The sequence below is a fragment of the Streptomyces sp. NPDC048473 genome (genome assembly GCF_043200155.1).
Taxonomy (GTDB): Bacteria; Actinomycetota; Actinomycetes; order Streptomycetales; family Streptomycetaceae; genus Streptomyces.
The window spans coordinates 126,653-149,689 of sequence record NZ_JBICXE010000005.1; the positions used below are offsets into that span (position 1 = coordinate 126,653).

General features: G+C 69.8%; 20 protein-coding genes. 10 read left to right on the forward strand and 10 right to left on the reverse strand.

The window, feature by feature from the left end; genetic code table 11:
- The first annotated feature begins 220 nt into the window (after window positions 1-220).
- Window positions 221-754, forward strand: a complete 534-nt coding sequence (locus ACGFU7_RS11055) for a hypothetical protein (protein ID WP_393694439.1) — start codon at window positions 221-223, stop codon at window positions 752-754.
- Window positions 755-1,639: 885 nt separating this feature from the next.
- Here the strand turns inward: ACGFU7_RS11055 and ACGFU7_RS11060 are convergent.
- Complete coding sequence (locus ACGFU7_RS11060; RefSeq protein ID WP_393694441.1) at window positions 1,640-2,170, reverse strand: GNAT family N-acetyltransferase; 531 nt, start codon at window positions 2,168-2,170, stop codon at window positions 1,640-1,642.
- Window positions 2,171-2,276: 106 nt separating this feature from the next.
- On the opposite strand from ACGFU7_RS11060, the gene ACGFU7_RS11065 reads away from it, so the two are divergent.
- Both ACGFU7_RS11065 and ACGFU7_RS11070 read left to right on the forward strand, forming a co-directional pair.
- Window positions 2,277-2,750 carry an NUDIX hydrolase gene (locus tag ACGFU7_RS11065; protein ID WP_393694442.1) on the forward strand — a complete coding sequence of 158 codons (474 nt, stop codon included), beginning with the start codon at window positions 2,277-2,279 and terminating at the stop codon, window positions 2,748-2,750.
- Between the two features lie 870 nt (window positions 2,751-3,620).
- Window positions 3,621-4,634, forward strand: a complete 1,014-nt coding sequence (locus tag ACGFU7_RS11070; protein WP_393694444.1) for a MarR family transcriptional regulator — start codon at window positions 3,621-3,623, stop codon at window positions 4,632-4,634.
- A 59-nt stretch (window positions 4,635-4,693) separates the two neighbouring features.
- Here ACGFU7_RS11070 and trxA read toward each other — a convergent pair whose 3' ends face one another.
- The 3 genes from trxA to ACGFU7_RS11085 form a co-directional block, all read right to left on the reverse strand.
- Window positions 4,694-5,035, reverse strand: a complete 342-nt coding sequence (gene trxA, locus ACGFU7_RS11075) for a thioredoxin (protein ID WP_393694445.1) — start codon at window positions 5,033-5,035, stop codon at window positions 4,694-4,696.
- 3 nt (window positions 5,036-5,038) lie between these two features.
- Window positions 5,039-5,443, reverse strand: a complete 405-nt coding sequence (locus tag ACGFU7_RS11080) for a MerR family transcriptional regulator (protein ID WP_393694447.1) — start codon at window positions 5,441-5,443, stop codon at window positions 5,039-5,041.
- Between the two features lie 110 nt (window positions 5,444-5,553).
- Window positions 5,554-6,912, reverse strand: coding sequence for a cation:dicarboxylate symporter family transporter (locus ACGFU7_RS11085; protein WP_393694449.1), 1,359 nt, complete (start codon window positions 6,910-6,912; stop codon window positions 5,554-5,556).
- 132 nt (window positions 6,913-7,044) lie between these two features.
- Here ACGFU7_RS11085 and ACGFU7_RS11090 point away from each other — a divergent pair, with 132 nt between their 5' ends.
- From ACGFU7_RS11090 to ACGFU7_RS11100, 3 genes are all read left to right on the forward strand, one after another.
- On the forward strand, window positions 7,045-8,730 hold the full coding sequence (locus ACGFU7_RS11090) for an ATP-binding protein (RefSeq protein WP_393694451.1): 1,686 nt from the start codon (window positions 7,045-7,047) through the stop codon (window positions 8,728-8,730).
- The gene (locus tag ACGFU7_RS11095; protein WP_393694453.1) at window positions 8,727-9,401 is read left to right on the forward strand and encodes a response regulator; all 675 of its coding nucleotides are present in this window, start codon (window positions 8,727-8,729) and stop codon (window positions 9,399-9,401) included. Before ACGFU7_RS11090 ends, ACGFU7_RS11095 begins: the two co-directional genes overlap by 4 nt.
- Window positions 9,402-9,610: 209 nt before the next feature.
- Window positions 9,611-10,249 carry an XRE family transcriptional regulator gene (locus tag ACGFU7_RS11100; RefSeq protein ID WP_393694901.1) on the forward strand — a complete coding sequence of 213 codons (639 nt, stop codon included), beginning with the start codon at window positions 9,611-9,613 and terminating at the stop codon, window positions 10,247-10,249.
- A gap of 30 nt (window positions 10,250-10,279) precedes the next feature.
- On the opposite strand, the gene ACGFU7_RS11105 is transcribed toward ACGFU7_RS11100, so the two are convergent.
- Entirely contained in the window at window positions 10,280-11,380 is a 1,101-nt protein-coding gene (locus ACGFU7_RS11105; RefSeq protein ID WP_393694455.1) for a helix-turn-helix domain-containing protein, read from the reverse strand.
- A gap of 241 nt (window positions 11,381-11,621) precedes the next feature.
- Window positions 11,622-12,644 (reverse strand): ATP-dependent 6-phosphofructokinase, encoded by a 1,023-nt coding sequence (locus ACGFU7_RS11110; RefSeq protein WP_393694457.1) that lies wholly within the window; start codon window positions 12,642-12,644, stop codon window positions 11,622-11,624.
- 295 nt (window positions 12,645-12,939) lie between these two features.
- On the opposite strand from ACGFU7_RS11110, the gene pta reads away from it, so the two are divergent.
- The 3 genes from pta to pyk all read left to right on the forward strand — a co-directional run bounded on the left by pta (window position 12,940) and on the right by pyk (window position 17,827).
- Window positions 12,940-15,021 (forward strand): phosphate acetyltransferase, encoded by a 2,082-nt coding sequence (gene pta / locus ACGFU7_RS11115; RefSeq protein WP_393694458.1) that lies wholly within the window; start codon window positions 12,940-12,942, stop codon window positions 15,019-15,021.
- A complete protein-coding gene (locus tag ACGFU7_RS11120) occupies window positions 15,018-16,322 on the forward strand; it encodes an acetate kinase (RefSeq protein WP_393694460.1) in 1,305 nt (434 codons plus the stop codon). The genes pta and ACGFU7_RS11120 overlap by 4 nt, the downstream gene beginning before the upstream one ends.
- Before the next feature lie 74 nt (window positions 16,323-16,396).
- Entirely contained in the window at window positions 16,397-17,827 is a 1,431-nt protein-coding gene (gene pyk, locus ACGFU7_RS11125) for a pyruvate kinase (RefSeq protein WP_393694461.1), read from the forward strand.
- Window positions 17,828-17,922: 95 nt separating this feature from the next.
- Here pyk and ACGFU7_RS11130 read toward each other — a convergent pair whose 3' ends face one another.
- The 4 genes from ACGFU7_RS11130 to ACGFU7_RS11145 form a co-directional block, all read right to left on the reverse strand.
- A complete protein-coding gene (locus ACGFU7_RS11130) occupies window positions 17,923-19,170 on the reverse strand; it encodes a hypothetical protein (protein ID WP_393694463.1) in 1,248 nt (415 codons plus the stop codon).
- Window positions 19,160-19,729, reverse strand: a complete 570-nt coding sequence (locus tag ACGFU7_RS11135; protein ID WP_393694464.1) for a DUF6114 domain-containing protein — start codon at window positions 19,727-19,729, stop codon at window positions 19,160-19,162. The genes ACGFU7_RS11130 and ACGFU7_RS11135 overlap by 11 nt, the downstream gene beginning before the upstream one ends.
- 93 nt (window positions 19,730-19,822) lie before the next feature.
- Window positions 19,823-20,476: a DUF6230 family protein gene (locus ACGFU7_RS11140; RefSeq protein ID WP_393694465.1), complete on the reverse strand. Its 654-nt coding sequence runs from the start codon at window positions 20,474-20,476 to the stop codon at window positions 19,823-19,825.
- A 599-nt stretch (window positions 20,477-21,075) separates the two neighbouring features.
- Window positions 21,076-22,056, reverse strand: coding sequence for a tetratricopeptide repeat protein (locus tag ACGFU7_RS11145; protein WP_393694466.1), 981 nt, complete (start codon window positions 22,054-22,056; stop codon window positions 21,076-21,078).
- Between the two features lie 317 nt (window positions 22,057-22,373).
- On the opposite strand from ACGFU7_RS11145, the gene ACGFU7_RS11150 reads away from it, so the two are divergent.
- On the forward strand, window positions 22,374-23,003 hold the full coding sequence (locus ACGFU7_RS11150) for a TetR/AcrR family transcriptional regulator (protein WP_393694467.1): 630 nt from the start codon (window positions 22,374-22,376) through the stop codon (window positions 23,001-23,003).
- Window positions 23,004-23,037 lie beyond the last annotated feature (34 nt).

The following is a 23,037-nucleotide window of genomic DNA, read 5'->3' on the forward strand; positions in this document are numbered from 1 at the left end:
CGGCTGCGGTGACGGCGACGACCGCAGAGCAGGGCCCAGCGCGTGCCATCTGCTTCGGGGCGGGCGGCAGGGCGCCCTGGACCAGGAGCGCCGGGCCGGCCGATCGTCTCCGCGGTGTGACGGGTGTCACCGTACGGTCACAGCCGACGGTCGGTGAAACCCTCACCTGCGGTCCGGTATCTCCCATGGTGTCAGCAGATCTTCGTAGCAGAGGATGTTCATGAACCACCGTTACGTCTCCACCGCCGTCGTCCTCGCCTCCGCCGCCGCGCTCCTCGCCGCCGCGTGCGGGTCTTCAAGCGCCAGCCCGAACGCGACGGCAAGCACCCCGGCCGTGTCCACCAAGGCCGGTTCGGCCACCCGCGGTCCGGGTGCGGTCACCGCCGCCAACGCACAGGCCAGGACCACGGGGGCTACGGCCTGGAAGCCGTGCCACCTGCCCGCGGGGTACAAGCACTTCTTCAAGCTGGACTCCGCCAAGAACTTCCAGGGCAACACCGTCGTGCGCGTCACCCCGGAGACGTGCAAGGTGAACACAGAGAACGACGAGGACGTCGACTACACCCCGAGTGGAGCGGCCCGGTCGTACGTCTTCGCCTCAGGCGCCTCCGTCAAGGTCCTCAGCGACACCACAACCGTGAAGGTCACCCCGAAGTGGCTGGTGAACCACAAGCTCGCCAACAGCCCGCACTTCTACTACCGCGTCAACGGCCAGAGCCAGATCACCGCCATGCAGGAGATCTACCACCCGTAGAGGAGTGAGTCTGTTTTCAGCGGTCGCAGGCGATCAAGGAGCGTTTGACCTTGGCGCCGGTAGTCCGGTGGTGACAGATGCCCTCGGCGAGAGCGAGGAGTCTTTGTCCCGTGCGGGCGAAGACTCCAGCCGGTGTCCTGCCACCGTGTTACTCCAGGCTGCGCCGGCCTCTGAGCGTGTCTGACACCACCGCGATCCACTGGCGCCAGCACTTCGCCCCGGTCCGCAACTCCCTGCGCGAGGCCAACCCAGTGCACCCCGACCGGGACTGTCGCGACGACCAGCTGAAGGACATCCAGAGCGTCGTCACGCAGTTCCCCCACGTGGTGTTCGGCGGGGACTTCAGCTCCCTGCCCCCGGACTGGCCGGGCAACACCACCGCCTGGATCTGGCCGGCCGGCCGACCTGTACTCCAAGGGCCCCGGCACCCCGGGCTTCCAGGAGTGCGACCAGCAGGTCGCGGCACGTACCGGTCGCGCCACCCACGACGGCGGCTGCAAACTCGACTACCTCTCCAGCAGCGAACCGCGCCGCTGGTGCGGGCCGGGCGACAGCGCCTACTCAGACCATCACGTGCTCATCGAGAGCGTGGCCCCGCGCGTCGGTCTGCTCATCGAAAAGCAATCGCGTGCGGGTTCCGGCTCAACCACATCCAGGAATCGATGAACCTGCGCGGTTCCGTCCGCGTCCAGACCTCTCTGGCGGGCGACGACGTCGGCGACGACCGGGGCGTCGGGCGGGCCTCCTGCCCGAGTCGCCGGACGATCTTCTTGCCTTCTGCCTGGCCATCGTCGATCGGATTGTCCCGGGCCCGGGAGGCCCGGGTCGCCCGGCAGGGCTTTACCAGGTGGTGTTGCTGGGCAGCCGTCGGATGTCGCATCACCATCACCGGTGCCGGGCGTCGGCGAGCAACCCGAAGATCACCTCGTCGACGAACTCACCGTTGACCCACGCGGAAGCGTGAAGCCTTCCTTCCTGGGTGAACCCGGCGCGGGAAGCTGCGCGGATCATCGCCGTGTTGTCGGCAAGCGTTTCGAGTTGCAGCCGGTGCAGTCCACGCACTGTGAAGCCGTAGTCGCACAGCACCTGGAGGACGTCGACGCCGAACCCGCGGTTACGGAATGTCGGCCGCAGTGAGATGCCCAGGTGTGCGCTTCTGTTGTGGGTGTCGATGCCCCACAGCAGCGCCTCTCCCGCCAACTCGTCGTTTTCCAGGGATACAACAGAGAAACAGGCAGCCTCATCGTCAGGATCCGCGACCGCGTAGGGCGACGCCGCGGAGCCCGGCGTGACGGGGCGCCAGGGTCGCGAGTCGGCCCTCGATCTCGTCGCCACGTCGTCGTACAGTTCAGCGTGCAGGACGGGGACGTCCAACTCGTGCCGGGCGCGGAGCCCGATCTTGCTTCCTCGTAGCATGGGCTTTTCATACCCGACTCACTCTGCGGTGATCAACTAGGTTTACGGCTTGCAGAGAATCAACATGCGGCCGAGCACCCTGAGGGTCCGGTGGGAGGTGCGGGGGATGAGTTTCCGGCTGGCGGCGTACGCCGTGTGCATCGAGGGCGGGCGGGTGCTGCTCGCCCGTCACGTACCGCCGAAGGGCGAGAGCAACTGGACCCTTCCGGGCGGCAGGGTCGAGCACGCGGAGGACCCGTTCGACGCGGTGATCCGGGAGGTCGCTGAGGAAACCGGCTGCGACGCGGTGGTCGAACGCCTGCTGGGCGTGGACTCCAGGGTGATCCCCGCAGCCGACCGCCCCTTGCCCGGCCTGCCCGAGCACCAGAATGTCGGCATCTTCTACCAGGTCCGTATCACCGGCGGCCAACTCCGGCCTGAGCCGAACGGCGAAATCGCCGAGTCGGTCTGGACTCCGATTCCCGACGCCGCCTGCCTGCGCCGGTCATCGCTGGTCGACATCGGCCTCGCCCTGGCACAGACGCTTCCGGCAACCGGCCACGTCGCTGCCGTCCCGGTCAGCGGCCTGATCCAGCACTGAAAGGCCATCAACATCCGGGCTGGCTGCCCCGCAGGCGGCGACGTTCGCCAGTGGGGCGGTCGGCAGGTCCGCGACGTGCCCTCTTTGGATCGCAGCGAGCAGCTCCCGTGGCCCGCCTGATCGTGTTCAGCTCGTCCATTGCGTCCTGGTGGGAGCCGAGCATCGCGTGGGCCCTGGCGACGTCGAGACGGCGCCGGTCCCAGTTGTTCGCGCTCGGCCGACCGAGCTTCTTCAGCGCCTTGCGGCTCAGAGGTCCCTCATCTGCCCGACTGAGCACTCCGCGAGCATCGCCGATGAGAGAGGTCCTCGATGGCCTTCATCTCGGCTACGCGCTGACACAGCTCTCCCCAGACGGCAAGCCGGCCCGGCACGGCATTGGACATACGCGCATTCGAGGGGCGTCCCAGCAATTCAGTGACGTCGAGTGCCCAGCAGCAACACATCGCGGCCTATCGGCCGAGAGCTTACGAAGTGCCACGACGGGCGGTGGCTGCGCCCGGCTCCGTCGGTCGAGCAGTGCCACACTGCGGCTCGGAACCCGAGTTCCGGGCTTCGAGCTCCGGGACCGGCTGGTTCACCCTTTCGTGGGTACGAGGAGGGGGCTGGGCCCGACGCTTGAGCTTCGGGATCCGGGCGTCGGAATCCGGGCTCCGGGATTCGAGCGCTCTTGGTCAACCGGTAGGTAAAAGAAGGGGGTTGGGAAAACCTTCCTACCCTCCCCGACCCGTCACGGCCAGCAAGTATGACTAATCGTGACCAGCTTGCAGCGCGCCACCGGGGCTGCTTACGGTGCCCCCAACAAAACGACCCCGACGCGGTGTTGGAAGCACCGGGCCGGGGTCTCACCCAAAGATCGAAACGAGCGATCTCGTGGCTACCGAGAACTTTAGCCCTGCCCTGCGTGCGCCCGCATCCTCACGCCCGTACGCGAAAGCCAACCGCGGCTACGGCAAGCGATCCGCACCGGACCAACGCCCCGCGCACGCAGATGACTTCATGCTTCTGCCCGAGCGCGAGCGCTACATCGCCGGGTACGTCGACCACCTGCCCGACGGTGCGGCCATGGACATCAAGTCGCTGGCCAGGAGCATCCCCCTGTACGGGCAGATGGCCGTCGGCAGCGCCCTCAGGGCACTGGGAGTGGCCGGTCACCTGCGGTACGCCCAGTGCCGGATCGAGGAGCGCGGCCAGGTCCGCTGGGTCACCCGCACCTTCTGGTCCCGCACCGCTCGCGACAACGAATGGTGGGGCGCCTTCCTGGACGCCGAGAACAACCGAGCCACCCAAGAAGCAACCGCTCCCCGGGCCGGGGCTGAATCGCAGGCCCCGGCCCCCGTGACACCGGCCGAGCCCACAGCTCAGCCCACCTCGCCCGGCCCCGTACCCGACGTACCGAAGCGGCAGACCCCTGAACCGGCCCCGGGGCAACCCTCGCCCGCGTACCTCGCTCTGGCCCAACTGGGCCGGATCGAACCGCGCCTGGCCCTCTCCGCCGCCGACTGCGCCGTCCTGGAGTCGCCGGCCGCCCAGTGGTTCGCCCGAGGCGTGGACACCGACTACCTCACCCATGCCCTCACCTCCGGCCTCCCCGCCCAGGTCGGCTCCCCCATCGGCTTCGTACGCCGCCGCCTCAGCGACAAGATCCCGCCCCACCTGCCCACCGTCCCGACACCGGCCGCGCCAAGCACTCCCGGCCGCCGTCTGATGGTGGAATGCACCGAATGCGGCACACCCGGCCCATCCGAAGCACTCCCCGACGGCCTCTGTCGCAGCTGCCGCACACCCGCCCTGGGCCCGGCCCCGACAGCCCCCGCCGACCCGCCCGTCGAACGTGACATCCACGCACTGGTCGGCACCCTCCGCGACCTGATGAAAACCCCCTGACCGCGTCGAGTTGCGCAGGTACCGCGCAGACGGCCGCCTGGAGATACGTACGCCCCGCCTCACACCACCTCGAACACGTCCTCCAGTTCCTGGAGCAGCCTGCGCTTGGGGCGGGCGCCCACCATCGACTTCACCGGTTCGCCGGAGCGGAACACCATCAGGGTCGGCATCGACAGCACCGCATACCGGCTCGCGATCCCCGGGTTGCGGTCGACGTCGATCTGGACGATCTTGATGCGCCCGGCCTCCTCGGCGGCGACGGCGCTGAGCACGGGGGCGAGCTGGCGGCACGGGCCGCACCAGTCGGCGGTGAACTCGACCAGTACGGGGAGGTCGGCCGCCAGCACCTCCCCGTCGAAGGTGGTGTCGGTGACCTCGGCCACGCCCTCTGCATGAATCATCTGTCATCCTCCCAGTTCACAACGTGGTTCCGGGCCGCCGGGAAGCTCTGCAGCGGCCTCCAGCTCGGCCCTGGCGAGCTGCGCGCCCACTTGGACGCGTACCGCCTGGAGCTGCTCGATGAGCGAGTCGAGCTCGCCGAGCTTGCTCCGGTAGACGGCGAGCGAGGCGGGGCAGGCGTCACCGGCCGGGTGGCCGGCGCGCAGGCATTCGACGAACGGCCGGGTCTCCTCCAGTTCGAAGCCGAAGTCCTGGAGGGTCCTGATCTGCTGGACCAGACGCAGATCGTCCTCGTCGTACGCCCGGTACCCGTTTCCGGCCCGCCGCGCAGGCAGCAGTCCGCGTGACTCGTAGTACCGCAGAGTCCGCGTGGTCGTCCCGGCCCGCTCGGCCAGCTCCCCGATTCGCATGTCTTCGACGGTAAACCTTTACGCGGACGTCAAGGCAAGGAGACAGAGGCAGAGGGCCGTCGCGGGAGCTTCCGCGACGGCCCTCTGTCCGTGTGCCGGGTGTTCGGTGTCTAGGCCTTCGCCACGGCGGGCTCCTGGTCGCCGTCCCGCGGCTCCGGGACGCCCGTGCCCTCGGCGTCCTGGTTGAGCATCTTCTCGTTCCACGGGAGCGCACCGGACAGGACCTGGTCCACCCGCTCCTTGTCGATCTCCTTGGTCCAGGTGCCGACCAGGACAGTGGCCACCGCGTTGCCGGCGAAGTTCGTCATGGCGCGGGCCTCGCTCATGAAGCGGTCGATGCCGACGATCAGTCCGACGCCGTCGACCAGTCCGGGGCGGTGCGACTGGAGACCGCCCGCGAGGGTGGCCAGGCCCGCGCCGGTGACTCCGGCCGCGCCCTTCGACGCGACGATCATGAAGAGCAGGAGCGAGATCTGCTCACCCGCGCTCAGCGGGTCGCCCATCGCGTTGGCGATGAAGAGCGAGGACATCGTGAGGTAGATCGCGGTGCCGTCGAGGTTGAAGGAGTAGCCGGTCGGCACGGTGATGCCGACGACGGGCCTGCTGACCCCGAGGTGCTCCATCTTCGCGATGAGGCGCGGCAGGGCGGACTCCGACGAGGAGGTGGAGAGGATCAGCAGGAATTCGCGGCCCAGGTACTTCAGCAGGAGCAGCAGGTTCACTCCGGCGACCAGCCGCAGGATCGTGCCGAGCACCACGAAGACGAAGATCGCACACGTGATGTAGAAGCCGACCATGATGATCGCGAGGGACTTCAGGGCGTCGACGCCGGTCTCGCCGACCACCGCCGCCATCGCGCCGAACGCGCCGACCGGGGCCGCCCACATGATCATGGCGAGCACCCGGAAGACGAGGCGCTGGATGTGGCCGATGCCGCGCAGGACCGGTTCGCCCGCCGAGCCCATGGCCTGGAGTGCGAAGCCCGCGAGCAGGGCGATCAGCAGGGTCTGCAGCACCTCGCCCTCGGTGAAGGCGGACACCATCGTCGTCGGGATGATGCCGAGCAGGAAGTCGACGGTGGACTCGCTGGCGCCCGCCGCCTGCTTCTCACCGGCGGCGCGCACCGCTTCGGTGAGGTGGAGGCCCTGGCCGGGCTCCAGGATGTTGCCGACGAGCAGACCGATGGCGAGTGCGACGGTCGACATCACCAGGAAGTAGCCGAGGGCGAGGCCGCCGACCGCGCCGACCTTGGCGGCCTTGCGCACCGAGCCGACGCCCAGCACGATCGTGCAGAAGATGATGGGCGAGATCATCATCTTGATGAGGTTCACGAAGCCGGTACCGATCGGCTTGAGTTCGACGGCAAAGTCCGGGGCCGCGAAGCCCACGACGATGCCGAGGCCCACAGCCGCGATCACGGCGAGATACAGATAATGCGTACGGTCCCGCTTGGCGGCTGCCACTCCCACGGGGGCTCTCCTCGGCTCGTCCGGGTCGCTCCCCCGTCCCTGGGGGGCTTGGTGACTATCCCGCCCCCCTGTGACGCCGGTCACTGTTACGTGCATTTCGTTCATATGTTTTCGGCCAGGCAGACTGTTGCCATGCGTCTTCCCCGCACCCGCCCTCGCAGCCTCGCCGGCCAGCTCTTCGCCATGCAGGTGGTGCTGGTCGCGGCCGTGGTGGCGGGATGCGCGTTCTTCGCCTACGTCTCCGGCAGCGCACAGGCGAAGGAGACCGCGACCCGGCAGGTCAGGGCGGCGGCACTGGCGATCGCCGACTCGCCGTCCGTACGGGAGGCGATCCGCACCCCGGACCCGTCCGCCGTGCTGCAGCCGTACGCGGAGAAGGTGCGCAAGGACACCGGGATCGCCTTCGTCACGATCATGTCCCCGGACCGGGTCCGCTGGACGCACCCGGACGCCGACCGGATCGGCGAGAAGTTCCTCGGGCACACCGCGCAGGCGCTGCGCGGCGAGACGTTCACGGAGACGTACACCGGCACGCTCGGACCCTCGATCCGGGTCGTCACCCCGGTCCGGGACGGCGGCAGGATCACCGGCCTGGTCAGCGCGGGCATCACGGTCGAGCGGGTCTCCTCGCAGGTGCGGGCGCAGCTCGGGGCGCTGGGGCTGGCGGCGGGCGGGGCGCTGGCGCTCGGCGGCATCGGTACGTATGTGATCAACGCCCGGCTGCGGCGGCACACGCACGGCATGAACGCCGCCGAGCTGAGCCGGATGCACGATTACCACCAGGCCACGCTGCACGCGGTGCGCGAGGGACTGCTGATGCTCGACGGGCGGCGCAGGATCGCGCTGATCAACGACGCGGGCCGGGAGCTGCTCGGTCTCGATCCGGGTGCCGTCGGGCGCAGGGTCGCCGAGCTGGATCTGCCGGCGCCGCTGACCGGTGCGCTGCTCGCCTCCGAGGAGCGGGTCGACGAGCTGCATCTGACGGCGGACCGGGTGATCGTGGTCAACACGCGTCCGGTGGTGGGCGGGGAGCAGCGCGGTACGGTCGTGACGCTGCGCGATCACACGGAACTCCAGGCGCTGTCCGGCGAGTTGGACTCCGAGCGGGGGTTCACCCAGGCGTTGCGCTCGCAGGCGCACGAGGCGGCGAACCGACTGCACACGGTCGTCTCGCTGATCGAACTGGGCCGGGCCGAGGAGGCGGTGGGTTTCGCCACCGCGGAGCTGGAACTGGCCCAGGCCCTCACCGACCGGGTGGTGGGCGCCGTCGCCGAACCGGTGCTGGCGGCGCTGCTGCTCGGCAAGGCGGCGCAGGCCAATGAGCGGGGGGTGGAGCTGGTGCTCGCGGACGACAGTCTGATCGACGACGGCGCCCTGCCCGCGACCCTGCCGCCACGGGACCTGGTGACGATCCTCGGCAATCTGATCGACAACGCGGTCGACGCGGCGTCGGAGGCGGTGACCGGTACGCCCGGTCCGGAGGCCGTGCCCGCCCAGCGAGGGGTGGCGGCGGGGAGGGCCGGCCGCGCCCGGGTCACCGTCACCGCGCTCACCGGGGAGGGCGAGCTGCTGCTGCGGGTCGCCGACACCGGGGCCGGGATCGATCCGGGCGACGCCGCCGAAGTGTTCGACCGGGGCTGGTCGACGCACGGCGCGGGCCGCGGCATCGGGCTCGCCCTCGTACAGCAGGCGGTGCACCGCAACGCCGGGACGGTGGCGCTGGACCGCGGCCCGGACGGCGGTGCCGAGTTCACGGTGCGACTGCCGCTGACCATCGGCAACCGCACGACGCACACCACGAAGGAGGCCACCGCATGATCCAGGTGCTGGTCGTCGAGGACGACCCCGTCGCCGCGGACGCCCATCAGCTGTACGTGGGCCGCGTCCCCGGATTCACGGTCGCCGCGGTCGCGCACTCGCGCGCGGAGGCGGTGCGGGCGCTGGACCGTACGCCGGTCGATCTGCTGCTCCTGGATCTGTATCTGCCCGACGGGCACGGTCTGCAGCTGCTGCGCTCGCTGCGCGCGGCCGGGCACTCGGCGGATGTCATCGCGGTGACGTCGGCGCGTGATCTGGCGGTGGTCCGGGAAGGGGTGTCGCTCGGTGTCGTCCAGTACGTGCTGAAGCCGTTCACCTTCGCCACCCTGCGCGACCGGCTCGTCCGCTACGCCGAGTTCCGCGCGGCGGCAGGTGAGGCGAGTGGTCAGGACGAGGTGGACCGGGCGCTCGGCGCCCTGCGCGCACCCCAGCCGACCCGGCTGCCGAAGGGGCTGAGCGGCCCGACGCTGGAGGCCGTCACCCGCGTCCTGCGGGCCGCTCCGGACGGGGTCACGGCGGGCGCGGCCGGGGTGGAGCTGGGCATCTCGCGGATCACCGCGCGCCGTTACCTGGAACATCTGGTGACGGTGGGGCGCGCGGTGCGCAGTCCGCAGTACGGTCAGATCGGGCGCCCGGAGCTGCACTACCGGTGGGTGGCCCAGGGGCGCTGACCCCGTACGGCGCCAGGACGTACGACACCAGGACGTACGACACCAGGACGTACGACACCAGGACGTACGACACTAGGACGTTCCTACGAGCCGTGATATCAGTGGAACACACCGTAGTCAGACCGCGTGTTGACTTCTACGGTGGGGCCGTGCACCCCTCCCCGCCCTTCAACGCCCCCGCCGCGCGCCGCCTCCGCGAGGCCCTGGGGATGCTTCCCGGCCATGTCGCGTACGGTCTCGGAGCCCAGTACGGGCTCCGTATCAGCACCGAGACGGTGGTCGCCTGGGAGCGCGGGCTCGCCGTCCCGAGCGAGTACGAACTCACGGCGCTGGCCGGAGTGTTGTGGTGCTCGCCGGGCGAGCTGCTCACCGCCGCGCGCACCCTGCGGGAGCACCGGGTGGCCCGGGAGCTGGCCGTCGAGGAGCTGGCGCGTCTGCTGGGGCTGACCGCCTCCGCGTATCTGCGGATGGAGGAGGCGGGGCGCTGGCGCGGCAATGAGCGCCAGTCCGCGGTGCTCAGCGAGGTGCTGGGGCTGACGGCCGCCGGGTTCGTGACGGTGTCCGGCCGGGACGAGGAGCTGGCGGAGCTGTTGCGCAGTGCGGTGACGACGCGCTGGCAGGCCCATGTCCGGCCGGTGGCGAAGCTGGTGCCGCTGGAGCGCGGGTTCCTGCAGGACGTACTGGGACAGCTGCACACCGACTACCAGGCGCTGATGGTGTCGACGCTGAGCTGGAGCAGCACGGGCGCGGAGCGGGCCGGGGCGACGGGCGATGCGGGGCGGGAGTTCCTGGCGAAGATCGTGGAACGGTTCTGGCAGACGGCGGGGGTGCAGGGGACGAGTGCCTGAGCCGTCCGGCCTCCGGTATCCGTGCTGCGCTCAGCCGCCGGCCGCGTCCGAGGCCACCGGGTCGAAGGAGAACAGACTTCCCCGGTCCACCCCGTCGCAGCCCATCTGCACCACCTCGGTGTTGCGCCTGCTGCTGCCCGCCTCGGCGCCGATGCACAGGTGGGTGTGGGCGGGCCGGATCCGGTAGCCCTTGACGGGATGCCCCAGGGGCTCGATCCAGAACGCCTCCGCGGAGCCCCGGCTGCCGCACTCCTGGTCCTGCATCGAGGCCCCGGCCTCCCGGGTCCCGTTCCAGACGCCCGTGCAGCCGGGGCCGAAGTCCGGGTGGTCGGTCACGATCCGCCAGACGTCGTCGCCCAGCGGTCTGAGGGAGAAGCTCGGGATCGTCTCCCCGCCGCACGGCATCTGGTAGAGCCGGCCGCTGTCGGACTCCCGCTTCTCGGAGAGGCAGAGCCCGGAGTGGACGGACCGGATCTGCACCGTCCGCCCCGCCACGGGTCCGGCGACGGGGGCGGGCCCCGGCTGTTCGTCGCGTACGAGGAAGGCGACGGTCACCGCGGCGGCGGCCAGGACCAGGAGGGAAACGGCGGCCACCAGGACGGTGCGGAACCGGCGACGGGCAGGGCGCGGCCCTGCGGACGACTCGGCGGGCGGCTCGGCGGCCGGCCCTGCGGACGACTCGGCGGGCGGCTCGGCGGACGGCTCGGCGGACGGCCCTGCGGACGACTCGGCTGGCGGCCCTGCGGACGGCTCGGCGGACGGCTCGGGTGCCCCCTCGGCCGGCGCGCCCGGGACCTCCTCGGCCTCCTGCGTGCCGGCCACGCCCGCTCCCCCGGCCCGCTGCCCGTGCACGGCGAGTTCCTTGCGTACGCCGAGCCAGTTCTCCACCTCCGTGGGCCCGCAGCCACAGGCCCGCACGAAAGCGGCGAGGAGTTCCTCGCGCGGGACCGACGTACGCCCCAGCATGTTGGCGATCGTGGAGCGCGGCAGGACGTCCCCGACGGCATCCGCCCGCTGGGTCAGCTCGCGGAACGTCAGACCGGACGCGTCCTTGAGCACTCTCAGCAGGGCGATGAGCTCGGCCGCGCTCCGCGCCTCCCGAGGATCCGGAGCCCTGCCCTCGACCACCATGCGCTGTGCCCCTCCCGTGGGATCCGCGCCCGGACAGAGTTGGGACATGTCCGGGACAGGGATAAGCCTTGTTGATCCGGGCCGCCGGCTCAAGAGTGGATTCCGGCACCGCGGCCCGTCCGGCCCTGACCTTCCGGAACGGCCCCGAGGGCCGGGGGAACGGCAAGCGGCCCTGACCGTCCACGGGGGGACAGTCAGGGCCGCCGGCCACTTTTTACGACGCTGCCGCGCGCGACCCGGGTCAGAAGACCGACTCGGCCTCGTCCATCCGGTCCCCCGGCACCGTCTTGAGCTGGGTGATGGCGTCGGCGAGCGGAACCATCTTGATGTCGTTGCCACGCAGAGCCGTCATCCGGCCGAAGTCGCCCCGGTGCGCGGCCTCCACCGCGTGCCAGCCGAAGCGGGTGGCGAGCACCCGGTCGTACGCGGTCGGCGTGCCGCCGCGCTGCACATGGCCGAGAATGACCGGTCGGGCCTCCTTGCCGAGCCGGGTCTCCAGCTCGATGGCCAGCCGGTTGCCGATGCCCTGGAAGCGCTCGTGGCCGTACTGGTCGATCTCGCCCTTGGCGTACGGCATGGAGCCCTCGGCCGGGTGCGCGCCCTCGGCGACGCAGATGACCGCGAACTTCTTGCCGCGTGCGAAGCGTTCTTCGACCATCTTGACCAGGTCCTCGACCTGGAAGTGGCGCTCGGGAAGGCAGATGCCGTGCGCGCCGCCCGCCATTCCGGACTCCAGCGCGATCCAGCCGGCGTGGCGTCCCATCACCTCGACGACCATGACCCGCTGGTGCGATTCGGCCGTGGTCTTGAGGCGGTCTATGGCTTCGGTCGCGACGCCCACCGCGGTGTCGAAGCCGAAGGTGCGGTCGGTGGCGGAGATGTCGTTGTCGATGGTCTTGGGGACGCCGACGACGGGCATTCCGGCGTCCGACAGCATCCGCGCGGCGGTGAGGGTGCCCTCGCCGCCGATCGGGATGAGGGCGTCCATGCCGTAACGACGGCTCAGCTCGGCGCAGTTCTCGGCGGCCTCGCGCAGCCGGTCGCGCTCCAGCCGGGCCGAGCCGAGAATGGTGCCGCCGTGGGCGAGGATGCCGCTGACCGCGTTGAGGTCGAGGGGGCGGAAGTGACCGTCGAGGAGTCCCTTGAAGCCGTCCTCGAAGCCGATGACTTCGTCGCCGTGACCCATGGCACGGTGCACGACCGACCGGATCACTGCGTTCAGGCCCGGACAATCGCCGCCTGCGGTGAGAACTCCGATGCGCATCGTGCTGTATCTCCTGCTCGCTAGTGCCGTGCATTTCGGGGGCGCGTACAGAATCCCCCGTACCGTGAGCCACAACGATTGTCCCACGTCAGGTCTGGACCTCGCGCTCTCGGCCGCACCGGGGATGCCCGCACGGGTGTTCCGCCGGATGCGGCAGTGAATCCGACGAGGCCCGGGGAGGCCGTACGGCCCCTGGCGCAGGGCCTTTCGCCCGGCGGGCGGCGTCTCGACCCCCGCAGGTATCGTCAACATGGCAATACCATCCCAAACCGCAAAAATGGACGGGAGAGCACGCGTGACGCGCAGCGTGTACGTGACGGGGATCGACCGGGGGGACGGCCGCCAGGTCGTCGATCTGGGAGTCATGGAGCTCCTGACGCGTCAGGTGGACCGGGTCGGGGTGTTCCGGCCGCTCGTCCACGACGTACCCGACCGGCTGTTCGAGCTGCTGCGGGCCCGCTACCGGCTCCCCCAGGACCCCGCGTCGGCCTACGGGCTGGACTATCGCGAGGCGTCCGCGCTCCAGGCGGAGCAGGGCACGGACGAACTGGTCTCCCGGCTCGTCGAACGGTTCCATCAGGTGGCCCAGAAGTACGAGGTGGTGCTGGTCCTCGGCACCGACTTCGCCGCCACCCAGCTCCCCGACGAGCTGGCGCTCAACGCCCGCCTCGCCAATGAGTTCGGCGCCTCGGTCATCGCGGTGGTCGGCGGGAAGGGCCGGCCCGCGGAGTCCGTACGGGCCGAGACCCGCAATGCCTACCGGGCGTACGCGGGCCTGGGCTGCGACGTCCTCGCGATGATCGTGAACCGGGTGGCGGCCGAGGACCGCGATGTCATCGCGGAGCGGCTGGCGGCCCGGCTGCCCGTCCCCTGTTCCGTCCTGCCGGACGATGCGGCGCTCTCCGCGCCGACCGTCGCCCAGATCACCGCGACGCTCGGCGGCACGGTGCTGCTCGGCGACGACTCCGGGCTGGCCAGGGACGCGCTGGACTTCGTCTTCGGCGGTGCGATGCTGCCGAACATGCTGAAGGCGCTGACGCCGGGCTGTCTGGTGGTCACACCCGGCGACCGGGCGGATCTGGTGGTCGGCTCGCTGGCCGCGCACAGCGCCGGGACCCCGCCCATCGCGGGTGTGCTGCTGACCCTGAACGAACGCCCCGGCGAGGAGATACTCAGGCTGGCCGCGAGACTCGCACCGGGTACCCCGGTCGTCTCCGTGGCCGGCGGCTCCTTCCCCACCGCAGGGGAACTCTTCGCGCTGGAAGGCAAGTTGAACGCGGCGACGCCCCGCAAGGCGGAGACCGCGCTGGGCCTCTTCGAGCGCCATGTGGACACCGTCGCCCTGCTGGACCGGATCTCGGTGGCCCGCAGCGGCCGCGTCACCCCGATGATGTTCGAGCACGAGCTGCTGGAGCAGGCCCGCGCCGACCGGCGCCGGGTCGTCCTGCCGGAGGGCACCGAGGAACGGGTGCTGCGCGCCGCCGACGTACTGCTGCGCCGCAATGTCTGCGACCTCACCCTCCTCGGCGACGTCGACGTCATCCGCAAGAAAGCCGCGGACCTCGGCATCGATCTCGCCGGTACGCAGCTCATCGACCCGCAGACCTCCGAACTGCGCCAGGCGTTCGCCGAGCGGTACGCACAGGTGCGCGCGCACCGCGGGGTCACGGTGGAGCTGGCGTACGACGTCGTCGCGGACGTCAACTACTTCGGCACCCTGATGGTCCAGGAGGGGCTCGCGGACGGCATGGTCTCCGGGGCCGTGCACTCCACCGCGGCGACGATCCGCCCCGCCTTCGAGATCATCAAGACCAAGCCGGACGCCTCGATCGTCTCCTCCGTCTTCTTCATGTGCCTGGCGGACAAGGTCCTGGTGTACGGCGACTGCGCGGTCAACCCGGACCCGGACGCGGAGCAGCTCGCGGACATCGCGGTGCAGTCGGCCGCCACCGCCGCCCGCTTCGGTGTGGAGCCGCGGATCGCGATGCTGTCGTACTCGACGGGCACGTCCGGATCGGGCGCCGATGTCGACAAGGTCCGCGAGGCGACGGACCGGGTGCGCGAGAGCCGGCCGGACCTCAGGATCGAGGGTCCGATCCAGTACGACGCCGCGGTGGAGCCGAGCGTCGCCGCGACGAAGCTGCCCGGCTCCGAGGTGGCGGGACAGGCGACGGTGCTGATCTTCCCGGACCTGAACACCGGCAACAACACCTACAAGGCCGTGCAGCGCTCGGCGGGCGCGGTGGCCGTCGGACCGGTGCTCCAGGGGCTGCGGAAGCCCGTCAACGATCTGTCCCGGGGCGCGCTCGTCCAGGACATCGTCAATACCGTGGCCATCACGGCGATCCAGGCGCAGAGCGAGGAGCGAACCGCATGACCATCCCGACCGCAGAAGGCTCTTCCACCGTGGCCGCGAATCGTGTACTCGTTCTCAACTCCGGCTCCTCGTCGGTGAAGTACCAGCTCCTGGACATGAGCGACCATTCCCGGCTGGCGGCCGGACTGGTCGAGCGGATCGGTGAGAAGACCTCCCGGCTGGTGCACACCCCGCTGGTCGAATCGGATGAGGCGGCCCGAAGGGCCTCCGTCGAGGGTGGTGGGGGGCGACGGGCGGGAGGCGCCGAGCCGCGTGAGCGCATCGGCCCGATCGCCGATCACGAGGCCGCGCTGAAGGCGGCGGCCGAGGAACTGGCGGCCGACGGTCTCGGCCTGGACTCCCCCGCGCTGGCGGCGATCGGTCACCGGGTGGTGCACGGCGGGCTGCGGTTCACCGAGCCCGTGGTGATCGACGACGAGGTGCTGAAGGAGATCGAGCGCCTGGTCCCGGTGGCCCCGCTGCACAATCCGGCGAACATCATCGGTATCCGTACCGCCCAGGCCCTGCGTCCGGACCTTCCGCAGGTGGCGGTCTTCGACACGGCGTTCCACACGACGATGCCGGAATACGCGGCGCGGTACGCGATCGATGTGGAGACCGCCGACGCGCACCGCATCCGGCGCTACGGCTTCCACGGCACCTCGCACGCGTACGTCTCCCGCAAGGCCGCCGAGCTGCTGGGACGTACCCCCGAGGAGGTCAATGTCATCGTGCTGCACCTGGGCAACGGCGCCTCGGCGTCGGCGGTGGCGGGTGGCCGGTGCGTGGAGACCTCGATGGGGCTGACCCCGCTGGAGGGGCTGGTGATGGGTACGCGTTCCGGCGACATCGATCCGGCTGTCACCTTCCACCTCAAGCGGGTGGCCGGGATGTCGACGGACGAGATCGACGAACTGCTCAACAAGAAGAGCGGTCTGGTCGGGCTCTGCGGCGACAACGACATGCGGGAGATCCGCCGCCGGATCGACGAGGGCGACGAGCGTGCGGCGCTGGCGTTCGACATCTATGTGCACCGGCTGAAGAAGTACATCGGCGCCTATTCGGCGGTCCTCGGGCGGGTGGATGCCGTGGTGTTCACGGCGGGGGTCGGGGAGAACTCGGCACCCGTACGGGAGGCTGCGATCGCCGGTCTCGAGGAGCTCGGCCTGGCGGTGGACGCGGATCTGAATGCCGTGCGGTCCGGCGCGCCGCGGCTGATCTCGCCGGACTACGCACGGATCGCGGTCGCCGTGGTGCCGACGGACGAGGAACTGGAGATCGCCGTCCAGACCTTCGCGCTCGTCGGACAGGCCCACAACTGAGCACCCCCGCGCCCCTTTGTACCTTCCACCAGACGGAATATTCCGCAGCGAAACAAACCGATAGGATCCGCCTCATGCGCCGTTCCAAAATCGTCTGCACACTCGGTCCCGCCGTCGACTCCCATGAGCAGCTCGTCGCTCTGATCGAGGCCGGCATGAGCGTGGCCCGCTTCAACTTCAGTCACGGCAGCCACGAGGAGCACCAGGGTCGTTACGACCGGGTCCGCAAGGCCGCCGCCGAGACCGGCCGTGCGGTCGGTGTGCTCGCCGACCTCCAGGGCCCGAAGATCCGCCTGGCGAAGTTCGCCGAGGGCCCCGTCGAGCTGGTCCGCGGGGACGAGTTCACCATCACCGCGGAGGACGTCCCCGGCAACAAGTCGATCTGCGGTACGACCTACAAGGGTCTGCCGGGCGACGTCGCCAAGGGCGACCCGATCCTGATCAACGACGGCAACGTCGAGCTGAAGGTCGTCGCGGTCGAGGGCCCCCGGGTCAGGACCATCGTCATCGAGGGCGGTGTCATCTCCGACCACAAGGGCATCAACCTGCCCGGCGCGGCGGTCAACGTCCCGGCCCTGTCTGAGAAGGACGTCGATGACCTGCGGTTCGCCCTGCGGATGGGCTGCGACCTGGTGGCGCTCTCCTTCGTACGGGACGCCGATGACGTCAAGGACGTCCACAAGGTGATGGACGAGGAAGGCCGCCGGGTCCCCGTCATCGCCAAGGTCGAGAAGCCGCAGGCCGTCGAGCACATGGAGGGCGTCGTCATGGCGTTCGACGGTGTGATGGTCGCCCGTGGCGACCTGGCCGTCGAGTACCCCCTGGAGAAGGTCCCGATGGTGCAGAAGCGCCTGGTGGAGCTCTGCCGGCGGAACGCCAAGCCGGTGATCGTGGCGACCCAGATGATGGAGTCGATGATCACCAACTCGCGGCCGACCCGCGCCGAGGCGTCCGACGTCGCCAACGCGATCCTGGACGGTGCGGACGCGGTCATGCTGTCGGCCGAGTCCAGCGTGGGCGCGTACCCGATCGAGACGGTCAAGACGATGTCGAAGATCGTCGTCGCCGCCGAGGAGGAGCTGCTCTCCAAGGGCCTCCAGCCGCTGGTACCGGGCAAGAAGCCGCGCACCCAGGGCGGTTCGGTGGCCCGTGCCGCCTGCGAGATCGCGGACTTCCTGAACGGCAAGGCACTGGTCGCCTTCACCAAGTCCGGTGACACGGCCCGCCGCCTCTCCCGCTACCGCGCGGCGCAGCCCATCCTGGCCTTCACCACGGACGAGTCCACCCGCAACCAGCTCGCCCTGAGTTGGGGCGTCGAGGCCCACGTCGTACCGCACGTGGACAACACGGACGCGATGGTCGACCTGGTCGACGCGGAGCTCCTGAAGCTGGACCGCTACAACGAGGGCGACACCATGGTCATCACGGCCGGCTCGCCCCCCGGCGTCCCGGGCACGACGAACATGGTGCGGGTGCACCATGTCGGCGGCGGGGCGCGCGACTAGTACGCGGCAGTACCCGTACGGCACGACTGTGGGCCGCACTCCCTGAAGGAGTGCGGCCCACGGTCTTGTGCGGCTCCCGAACGGGTCGGTGTCGGCTAGCTGTTGCCGCCGGTGAAGTAGTTGTGCAGTCCGGGCACCTTGAGCGTGCCGCCGAACTGGCCGGCCTGGGTCACCTTGACCTTGGTGAAGAAGGCGAAGGGTACGTTCACCGGCGGCGGTGTCTGTGGGCTGAACGTGACCGGGATGAGGCCGAAGAGGTTGCCCTTCAGCTCCTCCGTGTACATGGTCACCGTGCCGTTGCGGATGGTGGACGTGGAGCCCTCCCGCGCCTGGACATGGGCCGTGGTGCCGGCCGGGCCGACCGTCAGCTGGTGGAGGTCCTTGATGTCGACGGAGCTCGCGGTGAACTTCAGCACCTTCTTGATGGTGCCGTCCTGCGTCTTCACCTCGACGATGCCCTTGTAGTCGAGCCCGTTGAGGGTGAGCATCGAGCTGTCCAGGATCCACGGGTCGGTCGGGAGCAGCGGGACGCCCGTTTCCAGGTCGGCCGCGGCCAGCGCCTCGGGGTCGGCGGTCGGACACGGGAAGCGCTCCTTGGCGCCGTCCGGGATGTCCTCGTCCTTCTTGGCGTCGAGCCCCTTGGCGCTGTCGTCGAGCTCCTTGACCGACTTGCCGGCCTTGTCCGCTGCGTCGCGGATGGCGGCGGCGGTCTTGTCGGCCGTCTCCTTCGCAGCGTCGGTGACCTTCTCCGCGGGCTTGGCGTCATCGCTCTGCGACGGCTTCGGGGACGCGGTGGTGGCGCTCGGGGACGGGCTCGCCGTCTCCTTGTCCGGTCCGTCGAAGAGGTCTTTGAGTGCGTCGCCCACGCCCAGCGGGTCGAGCGGGTTCGTCGACTTCGTGGGTGTGGGCGAGGCGCTCGGCGCGGCGGCGGGTGCGTCGGCGGCCTTCGTCTCCGGCTTCGCCGCGTCGCTCGCCGACGGGGTCGCCGAGGGCTTCGGCGTCGCCGTGGCGCCCTTGCCACCGGAATCGGTGGCGGACGGGGACGGGGACGGCGACTTCGTCTCCGATGCGGACGGGGACGGCGATTCGCTCGGCTCGTCGGAGCGGGTCACGCAGGGGCCGGGCGCGAAGGGAATGTCCGTGCTGTCGTCGGCCAGCGCGAGCTTGGGGGTGAGCCCCATGCCCACGAATACGGCCGTCGGCATCGCGGCGAGGGCGAAAGCCTTGCCGGCGGGTATGTGCAGCTTCGTCAGCAACGACTTCCTGGGGGCCGCGTGGCGCGGTCCGCTTCTCGTCCGGAGGTCCTCCCCGGTCGAGTTCAGCTGCGTCTCGTCACCCCGCACGATGCCTCCCGCCGTCGACCTCAACTGTCGTGTCGTACTTCTCCGGCCGCTGCTGGGGCACCGCTGCCGTGCTCTGGAACTCGGGTTCGGGCTCCTTCGTCCCGAAACCGGCGTCCTCGGACGTCTGGCCTTGCGCACCGGCATCCACGGAGTCGGGCTTCGGCTCGCCCGGGGCCCAGGAGATGGAGAGCGCCCCACCGAGCAGGGAGAACAGGAAGCCGATCAGGAATCCGCCGATGTTGGCGACCGGTATGGAGATCAGCGCCAGCAGGATCGCGGCAACTCCGGCGAACACTCTTACGATGTGGTGGAACCACATCGTGAGGCCCAGCGTGATCAGCAGGATCCCGATGATCAGTGACCCCGCACCGGCGGTCGTGGACATCGCCAGCGTGACGTTGCCGAGGTGCATATTGGCGTACGGGAAGTACGCGATGGGTAGACCACCCACCATGGTGAACAGGCCCGCCCAGAACGGCCGGTTACCCCGCCAGGTGCGGAATCCCCGCCGGAAGACGCGGAGGTAGTGCTCGTTCTGCCCTGTGGACTCGGGGCTCATGGAAAACAGCTCCCTGGAACCGGTACTGCTGTGAGAAGAGAAAAGGTGGGCGGCCGGAGACCCCGAGGGGCGCTCCGGCCACCCGGGCGAGTGCTAGTAGCACTCCTGGGTGCCCGACTTCAACCGCAGGCTCAGGTTGCTGAGCTTGAAGGTGCCGGCGGTGGTCGCCCACGCCGTCTGCTCCACGTTGGTCAGCTTGGCTTCTTCGGCGCGCTGCGCGAAGCCGTTCGGGTTCGCCTGGGTGCGAGGCTGGATGCCGATCGAATCAGGGTTGTTCGGGTCCTTGAGGGAACCCGCAGCAACACCGATGTCGATGTTCTTGAACTCGGCGTCCGCGTCGAGCTCGGAGACATCCAGGTACAGATTGGTCGCCTGGACCGGCTTCTTCGGATCCGTACCCGCGTTCAGCACCAGCGTGACAGTGCCGAGGCCGAACGGAAGGTTCGGAGTGACCACCGACTGGCACATGTTGGTGATCGTGGCGTCGCTGAAGCCGGACACGGCTACGGCGTGCGCCCCGTTCTTGCCCGCGGGGTCCGTACCGGTGGCCACACTGCCGTACTGCACGAAGTTGTGGCCGACGAGACTGTCCGCACGCACCTTGAAGCTCTGGCCGGACACGCTGAACGACGCCGCGAGGGCGCCCTGCGCGAGACCGACACCCACTGCGGCGGTCGCGACGACGCTCGGCACCATGACCAGAGCGAAACGCTTCCATCTGGTGCCGCCACGAACCTGGGAACTCATAAATTTTCCTCCTTCTCGGACGTACATCTCCGGTCCGGGCCTGGGCCCGTCCTGGGATGGGAGAAGTGCTACGTCCTCGGAAAGGAGAGCGCCCGCGTACGGAGGCAGGAACCGCGTCCGAATCACCGGCGATCACCCCCGAGCGACAACCACTGGCCACGCATTCGCGCAACCTGTTCGGACAGGCCCTGCCGGACGGCAGGAACCCCCCTGTCCGGAGTCGGCGCCACTGCCGCCGACCCACTCGGTGGGGACCCAACAGGGCCGCCGCACCGGCTGGCAGCCGGGCTGGCGTTATTGGACCGAGCCTGGCCGATCGTGGTGCATTCCCGCCCGCGGCACAAGGGGGTTCGTTACTCGCTAGTAACGGCCCGATAACCGATGCGCGACCGGGCGGCATCGCCCGGCCACACAGGGTGGCATCGAACGGAAGGAGAAAGGGAAAATCGGGGTCCTTATGCGGACAGATCCCGAGGGGCGGTTTACTGCGAGTAACAGGCCGTACCTTTATCAAGATTTGGTAAAGCAGAGGCGTCTCTTATCGCCTGATCGCGAAAACGGCCGTGGCACCCCGGGGGTGCCACGGCCGCGTTGTCACATCAGAACAAGACCCGCGCCAGCGCCGTACGCGCGGCGCCGACCCGCGGATCGTCGGGGCCGATCACCTCGAACAGCTCCAGCAGCCGCACCCGCGCCACGTCCCGGTCGTCGCCGAAAGTACGGCGCACCGTCTCCACGAGCCGCCCGAAGGCGTCCTCGACATGACCGCCGACCAGGTCCAGATCGGCGGCAGCGAGCTGCGCCGTGACATCGGCCGGGTTCTCCGCGGCGCCCTTGCGGACCTGCTGCGGGTCCATGTCCTTGACCCGGGCGAGCAGTTCGGCCTGGGCGAGACCGAGCTTGGCCTCCGTATTGGCCGGGTCGTCGGACAGGACGTTCCTGTACGCCTCGACGGCACCGGCGAAGTCACTGGCGTCCAGGGCCTGCACGGCCGCTTCGAGCAGGGCGTCGTACGGTCCGGCGGGTGCCTCGGCAGGAGCCTCGCCGGCCTCCTCGGCAGCGGCCGCGTCCTGGTCGACCACGATTCCGGTGAGCCCGAACCGCTCCTCGCCGACCTGGATCAGCTGGTCGAGCGTCTGCCGGATCTGGGCCTCGGGGGCCGCGCCCTGGAAGAGCGGGAGGGCCTGCCCGGCGACGACGGCGAAGACCGCCGGGATGCCCTGGATGCCGAACTGCTGCATCAGCATCTGGTTGGCGTCGACATCGACCTTGGCCAGCACGAAGCGGCCGCTGTACTCATGGGCCAGGCGCTCAAGGAGCGGCCCCAGCTGCTTGCACGGCTCGCACCACTCGGCCCAGAAGTCGATGACGACCGGGACCTCGGCGGAGCGCTGCAGGACATCGCTCTCGAAGCCCGCCTCATCGACATCGATCACCAGGGCGGACGGCGGCACGGCACCGCCGCCACCCTGCCGGGCGGCCTCGGCACGGGCCTGCTCCGCCTTCTCCTTGGCCTCGCCGGCCGCCTTCACCGCGGCGAGGTCGACGACGCCGCTCATGGACATGTTCCTAGGCTGCATACGTACATCCTCCCCCCTTGGCACGCCGATACGGAAAGCGATACCGGAACCGCACCCGTCCGCGGTCCCCGCCGGTGTGCGGGAGGCACGGACAGACACGGTCCGAGGGCCCCTGAAAGACCCGTTTCGGCGCCGGGTCCCCACCCGGTGCCTGTGGCTGTCGTTCGGTCGTGGCGTTACGACGGCAAGACCATCGTCTTTACGCTACGACCCGTAGCGTAACTTCCCGACACCCCTCGCGCACAAGTGCATTCGGTGATCTGTCTCACGGTGAACGGGACCGGCCGGTTCTACTTACTGACCGGTATGGTCACGGCATGCTGAGCCACAGCCATCCCAAACCCCTTCGAACGGGACGTCCCCGCAGCGCCGCGGCCGATGAAGCGATCCTGGAGGCGACCAGAGCCTCCCTGGTCGACCTCGGCTGGTCGAAGCTGACGATGGGCGATGTGGCGACGCGGGCCGGGGTCGCCAAGACGACCCTGTACCGGCGGTGGGCGGGCAAGAACGAACTGGTCGTGGACGCCGTCGCGGTCCTCTTCGACGAGCTGGAACTGCCCGATCTGGGCAGCCTGTCGGCCGATGTGCAGGCGGTGGTGCTGCAGTTCGCCGCGCTGCTGGAGCGGCCGGAGACCCAGACGGCACTGATGGCGGTGGTCGCGGAGTCGACCCGCGACGAGGCGCTGCGGACCCGGATCCGCGACTCGATCGTGGACCGGCAGAAGCGGCTGGTGCTCCAGGGGCGCAAACGGGCCCAGGAGCGCGGGGAGTTGCCCGTCGAACAGGACGAGGATGTGGCGGCGGCGACCGCCGATCTGATCTTCGATGTGATCGCCGGTGCGGTCGTGCACCGGGCCCTGGTGAGCGCCGAGCCCGTCGACGAGGACTGGGCCCGGCGCTTCACCGTACTGCTGCTCGCGGGGCTGGGGGCGGCGGCCTCCGCGTAGCGGGGCGGGCTGCGGCTGCCGGGTGCGGCCACCG